The organism is Streptomyces sp. NPDC014870 (genome assembly GCF_043081505.1).
Taxonomy (GTDB): domain Bacteria; phylum Actinomycetota; class Actinomycetes; order Streptomycetales; family Streptomycetaceae; genus Streptomyces.
The window spans coordinates 436756-445582 of record NZ_JBIBWQ010000008.1 but is presented as its reverse complement, the minus strand read 5'-3'; the positions used below and the strand labels follow the sequence as shown (position 1 = coordinate 445582).

The following is an 8827-nucleotide window of genomic DNA, read 5'->3' as shown; positions in this document are numbered from 1 at the left end:
GGCCGACAGTTCCACTCCAAGGCAGCTGCGGCCAGTTGTCGCACGGGTCAGGCTCCGGCCCCTTGCGGCACATCACGATCCTCACAGTTGTCGCAGGTGTGGCAGACCGTTAGGCCGGTGCCCCATCCGAGCCGCGGGATGACGCCGTGTGCGAGCTGATACCCGTACAGGTGGCCCGGCACCGTCCCCCGCCGCGTCCGGCCCGGCCGCGAGGAGGCCCGGAAGGTGGCGTGCCCGGTGCTGGAGATTCCGCCGGTGAAGAACCAGCACCCCGTGGCCGAGGCCCGGTAGACCTTCGCCCAGTACCGGGCCCGAACAGACTCGTCGGCCAGCCATGCAGTCCACTCAACCGCCGGTATCCGCACGGGCGTTGGATCTCCAAGGAGAGAGAGTTGCTCGTCAACGGGAGCGGGCCCGGACCCCTTCACCGCAGCGAGCGGGAAGAGTCCGGGCCCAGGGCCGCTCGTCTCAGACGGCATCGGCCAGGCCGCCCTCCGTCGCGGAGTTCGGGGCGGCGGCGGAAGGCGGTGCGGGGGAGGCGCTGGCCTTCCTGGCGCGGCGCACCGGGCGCGGACGCTCGGCACGGGCGCGCAGCCCCTCGATCACCTCCTTCGCGCGAGCGGCGGTAACAGGCTTCGCCTCGCGCTCCAACTCTTCCGCCGTGACGCCGAGCAGCTGCGCGACCAATTCGGCGTCGTTGTTGAACAGCCGAAGGACGGCTGCGGCAGCCTCCCGCGCCGCGACCTCGGCGTCATCCTTCGCCTTCGACGCTGTTACCGCCGCCTCCCGTGTGGCCAGGGCGTTGGCCGCCGCGAGCTCTCGTGTCCGCGCCTGCGTCTCCTCGACAGCGCGAACCCGCCGCCGCAGTTCCGCCGCGCTCACCGATCCCGTCGAAGTGCTCACCTGTTCCTCATCCCAGCCGAATCCGTGCTCATCGCGCGCACCGTAAGCACGGGTCCGCGGACACCTCAAACTGCGGTCGCAGGGTGGTTTGCGGAGAGATGTCAGTGGGGGTGGGCAGAATGGAGCCATGGACGCAGAGCGTGAATCGGCGAACTCGGACGGCCGGGTCTGGCCGAGGCCGACGGACCTCCCGGGGCCTCTTGCGGCGGCCCTGGACCTTCTCAAGGCCGAGGGGTGCGCGCTCAGCCACCTTGACCTGACGAGCGGCGAACTGATGGCCGATCTGGGCGACTTGGCGACTCCGGAAGTCATCGAAACGCTGGCCTGGCTGCACGAGCACCACCAGGTCCTGAGCCGGGCGCCGAAGGCCATGGCCCGCGGACTTCTCGAACAAGCTCACATCAGCCCGTGGCCGGCCAAGCGGAGCGGCCAAGACAGCAAGGCCGAGGCCGAGCGGGTGTTCAACGACTGGACCAACATCCTCCTGCTGTGTCAGTCCTGTCACACGACCTTCGATAACCACGGCCTCATCCCGCGTGTCCTGGTCGAGCGGGCTCGTACCGAGGTGCTGCGGACTCCGACCGGCTACGAGGCGCTTCGTCTCTTCATCAGGCGCTCCCTGGCCTACCGAGGCAACCAGCCCGACGCGATGCAGCCGTTCCGCACGGACATCGAGCGCGCCCACTTCGAGCTCGCGACCCTCCACGGCCACGGTGACCCGATCACGGTGGCGCCCTTCCGCAAGGCCGACCGCTACTTCCAGTCCACCGCGGACCCGGTCAGCGGGCTGATTCGGCAGGGCGACTATGGCGGGAATCCAGACGAGTTCTACTTCGCCCGCGGCATCACCAATGTCCCCCCGCCGGCGCCCGGCCTGTACAACGTGGTCAAGACGCCCAACGGCTTCGGCTACGAACCCGCATCGCTGCTCGGCGCGGAGGACGCATCCACCCCGGACAAAACCAACAGCGGCACCGGCTGACGACGGCCGCCAGCACCTGCTCCTACGCCGGACTTTTTGCCTCCGGCGGGTCCTCTCTCGGAGGGGGTGGGGGGCGGGTGGGTCGGTGCGGCGTTGTTGGTGGTTGGGGTTGTGGGGGCGGGGTTCCCTCCTCGGCCGGACACCCGGGGGGCGTACCAGGGCCCCGGGCGGGGTGTCCAGGCCGGGCCGCTTCGCGGTCGCTGCGCGAGCCTGGACACCCCACCCGGAACCCTGGTTCGGCTGGCGCTGTCCGACCGAGGAGGGAACCCCGCCGGGGCGCGTTGTGGCCGGGCCCGGCCGGGCGGGTGCGGGTGAACGTGGTGGGAAAAGGGCAGGTCAGAGGGGTTATTGGGCTTGACCCACCCCCAAGAACATGGTTTAATTAGTGATGTCGGAAGGGGAGGGCAACACCTCAGCCGGCCACCGGAGGCCGACCGGCCCCGGCACCCACTCTCACCAGGAGAAGAACTGTGACCACCCAGGCGGACGCGAACCCCAAGCTGGCGACGATCCGGGCGCTGCTGGCCAAGGCCGAGGACCCGGCGACGCCGGAGGCCGAGGCCGAGCTTGCCCGCACCCGGGCCATGGAGATGGTGGCCAAGTACGGCGTGGACGAGGCGCTCCTGAGCGACGGGCAGCCGTCGCGCGACGGGATCACGGACAAGAACTTCGACCTCCCCAACCCCTGGTCGATGTCCCGCGTCCGCCTCATGTACCACATCGCGGAAGCTGTCGGCTGCAAGTCAATCCTCATGGGCCAGCAGGGCAACGGCACCCGCCGCGTCCACGTGGTCGGCTACGAGTCTGATGTCCAGCGCGCGGAGATCCTCTATACCTCCCTTCTGCTCCAGATGCTCAACGGCCTTAACAAGCAGGTCGTGCCGTACGGCGTGCGCAGCCCGAAGGCGTGGCGCAACTCCTGGCAGCTCGGTTTCATTACGCGCGTCACCGAGCGACTCGCGGCCATCGAGGAGGCCGCCCGAGCCGCCGCCAGCGGGGAGACGTCCGCCACCGGCCGCAGCGGCGAACTCGTGCTGGCCGCCCGAGGCGGCATGGTCCGGGCCGCGTTCCAGGAAGCCCACCCCAGGGTCCGGAAGCAGAGCAGCTCTTTCAGCGGCAGCGGGTACGGCGACGGAATCGCCGCAGGCAACCGCGCCGACATCGGCGGAAGCCGCCGCATCGGAGCCAGGACCGCCGGATCGCTCGCCGCCTGATCCGAGCACCCTGCCGGGGCGGCGGCCCGCCGCTCCGGCCCACCCCGCGCGCCCCGAGGAGCCCCGCGTGTTCATGGACTGGATCAGGTTCCATAAGACCGACGAGAACGGCCACCACTACTTCCAGGTCTACAGCGTCCCCCAGGCGTGGAACGTCGCCGCCCTGAAGGTCCCCGGCACCGGTCGGATCAGTGAAGCCGCCGCCCGCACCTTCGCCAGCACCAGCCCGGCCGGGCGTCAGTGGCGCACCCCCTGCTACTGCACTGACTGCGCCATTGCCGCCAAGTCCGTTGGAAGCACAGCACCTTGACCGCCCAGGAGACCGTCATGCCGTCCCGGCACCGCGCCACCCCCGCCCGCATCCTCACCGCCGCCGCCGACCATATCGAGCGCGTCGGCCTGTATCAGGGTGACCACCTCTGGCAGCCCGGCCGGATGGGCAGCACCGCCCCGTGCAACCTGCTGCACGCATGGGGGCGCGGCGTGCGCGCCGCTCGCCCCCACTGGTCCACGCGCGGCGAGGCGTGGGAGTTCTTCCAGCGGGCGCTGTTCGATTCCCTGGTGGTGCTCAGTAACCAGGCCAGCGGCCGCCCCGTGTCGCCCGTCCGGTGGCGGAAATTGGGGCTGACCGAAGACGCCTACCGCCGCACACTCCTGTGGTGCTGGACCGACGCCCCCGGCCGGACCACCGCCGAGGCCGCCGCCCTGATCCGCTCCGCCGTAGCCCTCTACGGGGGTGATGCCGATCGCATTGCCCCCGGTTGCCCCACCCTCCAGAACGTGGTTTAATTAATGGTCCCGGAAGGGGGAGGGCAACACCCTCGACCGACACCCCCTGCCGGGGCCGACCGGCCCCGGCAGTACCTCTCACCAGAAGGCAGTATGACGATGACCACCAAGACCCAGGCCGGCGTCCAGACCGCTCCCGCCCCGTGGCCGACCATCACCACGGCAGAGCTCCTCGCGCACCCCGGCAACGTCCGCTCCGTCGAGGCCCCGGCCGATCTGCTGGCCGACGTGAAGGCCAACGGCGTCCAGGAGCCGCTGTACGTCGTACGCACTCACGGCGACGTGCCGCAGATCGTTGACGGATTCCTGCGGCTGGCCGCCGCGCTCGCGGCAGGCCAGGAGAGCGTTCCGGTCACGCAGCGCCCCGTGATCCGAATCGACGCGCTCACTCCGCACCCGAAGAACGCCCGCGAAGAACTGGGCATCGAAGCGGCGTTCGTGGAGTCACTCCGGTCCGAGGGGTGCCGTATCCCGGTCAAGGTGCAGCGGCTCGACGGCGGGACCATCCAGGTCATCGACGGTCACCGTCGCTACCACGGGGCGAAGGAGGCGGGCCTGACTCACCTTCCGTACGAGTGGGACGACGAGCGTGACGAGGCCGGGCAGTTCCTCGACATGATCACGACCGCGCAGCACCGCAAGGAGCTGACCCCGGTTGAGATGAACGCGGCCATGTTCAGCGCCGCCGAGGCGGGCGCTCAGGTCGGCAGGATCGCGAAGGCGGCGGGTGTCCGGCAGAAGGATGTTCGGGCCGTCGTAAAGGTCAAGAGCCATGAAGCGCTCAACGCCGTCGTCGGCACGAGCTACGCGTGGACGTTCGACCACATGGCCGCGCTCAGCGAATTTGTCGACGACGTCGAAGCGCTCGCCGCGATCACCGAGGCCGCCGCGAAGCCGGACGCAGACGAGCGGGACATCGACTGGGCCATAGCCGTCCAGCGCACCAAGCGCGACAAGCGCGAGAAGGCCGAGAAGCACCGGGCGGCGCTGGAGGAGGCCGGCGAACGCATCAGGGACGCCGAGGAGCTCCCTGAGCGAGCCGTAGCCGTCTGGCGGCTGCGGGGGATCAACGCCGAGGAACACGCGCAGTGCAAGGGGAACGTCTGGGTCTTCGACGACACCATGGGGGACCGGTACGAGCCCTACTGCACCGCCCCCGGACTGTACGGACACGTCACGCCCGGCGGGTCCACGGGCGGCGGGCAGACCAAGAGCCATGACGAGCAGGAAGCCGAGCGTGCCGCGCGGGCCGCCGTCAAGAAGGGCAACCTGGACTGGGACGCCGCCGAGGCCGTACGACGGAAGTGGCTCACCGATTTGATCAAGCGCCGGAACCTCTCCAAGGCGACCGCGAACGCCCTCGTCGCGCACGTCAGTGAGGCGCTCCTCGCCGGTACGTGGGGTGTCTCCGACGACCTGAACAAGGACGCCACGACGGAGATCCTGGCCGAACTCGTCGGTCTCACGGGCCACCAGGGCAAGGTGCGTAATCGCTTCGCCGAAATCCTGTCGAAGGACCCCCGCAGGGCGGCGCAGTACCAGTTCGCGGCCATCGCGGCCGTACGCGAGAAGTCCGCGACCCGGGCAGCGTGGCGGACGGATGGCCAGCAGTCGGACTGGGTGCGGACTCCCACCCGAGCTTGGTTCAAGGTCCTCAACTCGCTCGGCTACCAGCTCACCCCCATCGAGCAGTCCGTGGCGGACGGCGAGCCGTACGACCCTTCGAAGAAGACTCCCGCCGCGATCACTACCGGAGAGGCGACGCAGGCCGCCGCCGACAGCGAAGCCGAGGAGGCGCCGACGCCGGAGGCGGAAGCCGACGAGCACTCGTCGGACGACGAAGAAGCCACCGCCTAACCCCCTCAGCCACCCGACGCCGGGGGCGGGAAACTTCCCGCCCCCGGCCGCCCCAGGAGCCCCGCAGTGACCCGTACAGCTCTGTTCGAGACCCACGCCGACGACCATGGTTGCGGATGCGTCCCCGCCCTTGCCGAGCCCGACCCGGGCACCACCGCCGACATCATGCAGGCCCGCGCCATCGCGTCCGGACTCGCGGAGTTCGGCATCGGGCCCGCCCGTTGGTCCGCCGCCTACGACCACCAGGCCGCCGCCGTCGTCCTGCGCGTGGACACCCCGCGCGGACTGTACGCGCTCGCCATCCCGGCCCCCAGCGAGCCGTTCCCCGTCCGCCACCGGGGCGAGCGCATCGGGGCCCTTGATTGCCGCCGCACGTACGGCACCGCCGACAGCTACACCGCCGCCCTGTTCGCCGCGTTCCTGCGCGACCGCGCCGCACTCGACATCCCCGGTCGGGATGCTTGCCCCACACCCCAAAACATGGTTTAATTAATGGTGTCGGAGGGGGAGGGCAACCCCTCTCCGACGCCACGGGCCGCCAGCCGGCCCGGCCCCGGCCGTACGCGGAGGGCAACCCGCCCGGCCGGGCCCGCGATTTCTCTCTCACCAGCAGGAGCACCCTCGATGACCAGCGCAGCCATGCGTTTTTCCATCCCCGCGACCGCCCAGTCCCGCGTCCGTCAGCTTGTCGAGGCCACCAACGCCCGCGCCGCCGTTCACCACCTCACCGCGTACACGCTCGACATCTCCAAGCCGTTCCTTGCCGACTACTACGACATCGACGGCCGCCTGATCGGCAAGCGCCCCACCGTCACCGTGACGATCTCCGGTGACATCCCCCGTCACCACGGCTGGACCGTCATCGCCCGCCTGGACCACGACGAAGAGGGCGAGACGATCACCAGCCTGTTCCCCGGGCTGCCCGAGCAGGACGCCGAGGCCGCGCGCCAGTACCGCGCCATCGAGAACTTCTGCCACGGGTGCGCCGTCGCCCGCCACCGCACCGCCACCTACCTTGCCCGCCACGAGAACGGCGAGATGCGGCAGTTGGGCACGACGTGCGTCGAGCCGTACACCGGTCTGCCGATCAAGGGTCTTGAGGCCCTGTGGCGGTTCGGCACGCTGAAGGACTCCGACTGGGACGGCGAGGGGGGTGGCATCCCGGCCGATCTCCGTGTCCCGGTGATCGAGGTCCTGCGGGTGACCGCCGCCATCGTGAAGACGGAGGGCCGGTTCTATAGCCGGTCCGAGCAGTGGAAGAACACCCCGCCGACCGCCGACGGCGTCGAAGCGTACTTCTTCGACCGCAAGGCCCCGATGGACTGGCGGGCCGCCATCGACGCCGACCCCGACGCGCCGACCACCGCCGCCGCCGTCCGGGCATGGGCCGTCCAGGGATACGGCAGCCTCTCCGACTACCGCCACAAGGTCGGCCAGTTGGCGAAGGGTGAGACCGTCGACCCGCGCCATCTGCCGACGCTCGTGTCCGCCATCGCGGGTTGGTACCGCGACCAGGACAAGGAGACCAGCGAGCGGGCCGCGCAGAACAGCAAGCCGCAGGGCAGTGTGGGCGAGCGCATCACCACCACCGCCACCGTCACCACCGTGATCGAGCTGGAGGGCCGGACGTACGGCTACCACACCCAGCGCCGCCGACTGGTGAAGTTCCAGGACCCGAGCGGGAACGTGTTCGTCTGGTTCAGCTCCGCCGCCGACGTGCCCGACCAGGGCGACGAGGTCGAGCTGACCGGCACGGTCAAGGACCACAGCATCTACGGCGAGACCGCACAGACCGTGCTCACTCGGTGCCGCGTCGCCGCGCGCGAACCGGTCGCCGCGTAGCAGCAGCCCCGGCCGGGCGGAGCCGCCACCCGGCCGGACCCCGGCCGCCGGGCCGTGGGGTGGACGGCGTCGAGCCGCCCACCCCACGCTCCGCCCACCACCGTCCGGACCCGCCCTCGTCGGCGGCTGGCGCCGGTCACCGGCCCCCGTAGAAAGGGCGTCCCTCTGGGACGGCTCAGCCCGGCCGGAACGTCCGGGCCGCGGGCGGCCCTCCCGCCCCGTCCGGACGCCGGGCCAAATCGGGCGTGCCCTGCGGGCACGACGGCACTGTCCGTCGCGCTCCGCGCGACCAAGGGCGGCACCCGCGTGATGGAGGCACGGGCACGCCGCCGCCCGCACCAGCTAGGGCGAGTCGGCCTGGTCCTTCAGTGCGGCGGCGATCTCTTGAGCCCGCTGGCGCCGGTCGTCTCGACCCCAATCGCCGGAGATGTTATTCAGTGCATACTCTCCCTCGCTCCCCTTCTCGAAGGTGCCCTCGCCGAAGGTCTCCTGAAACGCCTTCCGGATCGGTGCGCTCATCCAATCGGCGTCGGCAGTCTTAGCCTTGTCGACAACGAGCGCTCCAATGAATGTCGTCAACGCTCCGCTGAAAGCACCAATAATGGCGTTGGCCTGTGCGCTCCAGCCAGTTCGTTCGGCCAGGAGGATACCGAGGATAACCACGACGCAAGCGCCAGCTGACGCGACGGCGCCGTAAGAGAGAGCGAGCCCTGCTTCCAACCAGCCGACCGACTCGTGGGGGGCGCTGCGGATAGTCGACTTACCGTGCATGAACAGAGCAATCCCCAGGATTACGAGGACCACTAGGACTGCCGCTGTAGCCACCCAATGCACGTAGAGCGCCACCCATGCGAGCACTGCTCCGATGAGGCCCACAGCTAGGGCGAGGGCGGCATTCATTTCCGCAATGCCTCCCGAGATTCGGAGACGCTGATGTAGCCGGAGCAATGCCGGGGCCTGTGTTCACAGCAAAACTTAAGCCCTTTGTCATCAAGGATTGGGCCCATGGGCTTCCATGGTTCTGCCTTCGTGCACTGCCCGCTGGAATCCAGAGCTACCGAGATCGCCGCAACCAAGTACCTCTCGTCCAACCGGCCGCTGGCACTACTTTCGCGAAGGACGCCTGCGATCTTCGCCCGGCGCACCCCCTGCTTACCACGCGCCTTCTTCGCTAGACCAAGACCGGCGATTTCGTTCCGTGCCTTACTTGAGCGCTTTCTGGCCATCGCAACTCCTCGGA

At 69.6% G+C, this 8827-nt stretch carries 9 protein-coding genes; 7 read left to right on the top strand and 2 right to left on the bottom strand.

From position 1 onward, the window contains the following. Nucleotides 1-468: 468 nt before the first annotated feature. Entirely contained in the window at nucleotides 469-903 is a 435-nt protein-coding gene (locus ACF09C_RS24735; RefSeq protein ID WP_392094333.1) for a hypothetical protein, read from the bottom strand. A 127-nt stretch (nucleotides 904-1030) separates the two neighbouring features. On the opposite strand from ACF09C_RS24735, the gene ACF09C_RS24730 reads away from it, so the two are divergent. From ACF09C_RS24730 to ACF09C_RS24700, 7 genes are all read left to right on the top strand, one after another. Further along, nucleotides 1031-1885 (top strand): HNH endonuclease, encoded by an 855-nt coding sequence (locus tag ACF09C_RS24730; protein ID WP_392094331.1) that lies wholly within the window; start codon nucleotides 1031-1033, stop codon nucleotides 1883-1885. A 470-nt stretch (nucleotides 1886-2355) separates the two neighbouring features. Continuing rightward, nucleotides 2356-3099, top strand: coding sequence for a DUF2786 domain-containing protein (locus tag ACF09C_RS24725; RefSeq protein WP_392094330.1), 744 nt, complete (start codon nucleotides 2356-2358; stop codon nucleotides 3097-3099). A gap of 67 nt (nucleotides 3100-3166) precedes the next feature. Continuing rightward, entirely contained in the window at nucleotides 3167-3409 is a 243-nt protein-coding gene (locus ACF09C_RS24720) for a hypothetical protein (protein ID WP_392094328.1), read from the top strand. After that, nucleotides 3406-3888 (top strand): DUF6197 family protein, encoded by a 483-nt coding sequence (locus ACF09C_RS24715; RefSeq protein ID WP_392094326.1) that lies wholly within the window; start codon nucleotides 3406-3408, stop codon nucleotides 3886-3888. The genes ACF09C_RS24720 and ACF09C_RS24715 overlap by 4 nt, the downstream gene beginning before the upstream one ends. A 93-nt stretch (nucleotides 3889-3981) precedes the next feature. After that, entirely contained in the window at nucleotides 3982-5745 is a 1764-nt protein-coding gene (locus ACF09C_RS24710) for a ParB N-terminal domain-containing protein (protein WP_392094324.1), read from the top strand. A 66-nt stretch (nucleotides 5746-5811) separates the two neighbouring features. Continuing rightward, nucleotides 5812-6234 carry a hypothetical protein gene (locus tag ACF09C_RS24705; RefSeq protein ID WP_392094322.1) on the top strand — a complete coding sequence of 141 codons (423 nt, stop codon included), beginning with the start codon at nucleotides 5812-5814 and terminating at the stop codon, nucleotides 6232-6234. A 150-nt stretch (nucleotides 6235-6384) separates the two neighbouring features. Continuing rightward, nucleotides 6385-7587, top strand: a complete 1203-nt coding sequence (locus ACF09C_RS24700; RefSeq protein ID WP_392094320.1) for a hypothetical protein — start codon at nucleotides 6385-6387, stop codon at nucleotides 7585-7587. 342 nt (nucleotides 7588-7929) lie between these two features. On the opposite strand, the gene ACF09C_RS24695 is transcribed toward ACF09C_RS24700, so the two are convergent. Then, nucleotides 7930-8487 carry a hypothetical protein gene (locus tag ACF09C_RS24695; protein ID WP_392094318.1) on the bottom strand — a complete coding sequence of 186 codons (558 nt, stop codon included), beginning with the start codon at nucleotides 8485-8487 and terminating at the stop codon, nucleotides 7930-7932. Nucleotides 8488-8827: the final 340 nt, after the last annotated feature.

Bases quoted from the DNA above. Each gene is read 5' to 3' on its own strand.
- ACF09C_RS24710 (WP_392094324.1), top strand. From the start codon at position 3,982: ATGACGATGACCACCAAGACCCAGGCCGGCGTCCAGACCGCTCCCGCC.
- ACF09C_RS24695 (WP_392094318.1), bottom strand. From the start codon at position 8,487: ATGAATGCCGCCCTCGCCCTAGCTGTGGGCCTCATCGGAGCAGTGCTC.
- ACF09C_RS24700 (WP_392094320.1), top strand. From the start codon at position 6,385: ATGCGTTTTTCCATCCCCGCGACCGCCCAGTCCCGCGTCCGTCAGCTT.
- ACF09C_RS24730 (WP_392094331.1), top strand. From the start codon at position 1,031: ATGGACGCAGAGCGTGAATCGGCGAACTCGGACGGCCGGGTCTGGCCG.